Below are 343 nucleotides of genomic sequence, written 5' to 3' on the forward strand. Positions count from 1 at the left end.
AATAAATACTAACGCCCCAGAAATTTTAGGGGAAAAGTATTAACTCTCAATTTCAAATTGCCGTTTAATAGAATTTGTTAAAAAAGAAGAAGCGTATATATTTGTTATCGTTTTCAGAATGCGCTTACATATTAGTTGAAAAAATTTTAATTAGTTAGACTACTAAACAAATGAACTACTAATATACTACCATTTTAATATATGATTCATCATGAGGCTGAATTACTAATTTATAATGAGTAAATTGGTGGTGATTTATATCTAAAGAAATAGGAAAATATAGTTCTTTAGACCAAAGATTTCCAAGGTACTTTTATATTTTTCATTTAAGCTGTCTGAAAAT

It is taken from the genome of Bacillus sp. JJ1521 (assembly GCF_036965165.1).
GTDB lineage: Bacteria > Bacillota > Bacilli > Bacillales > Bacillaceae_L > Ferdinandcohnia.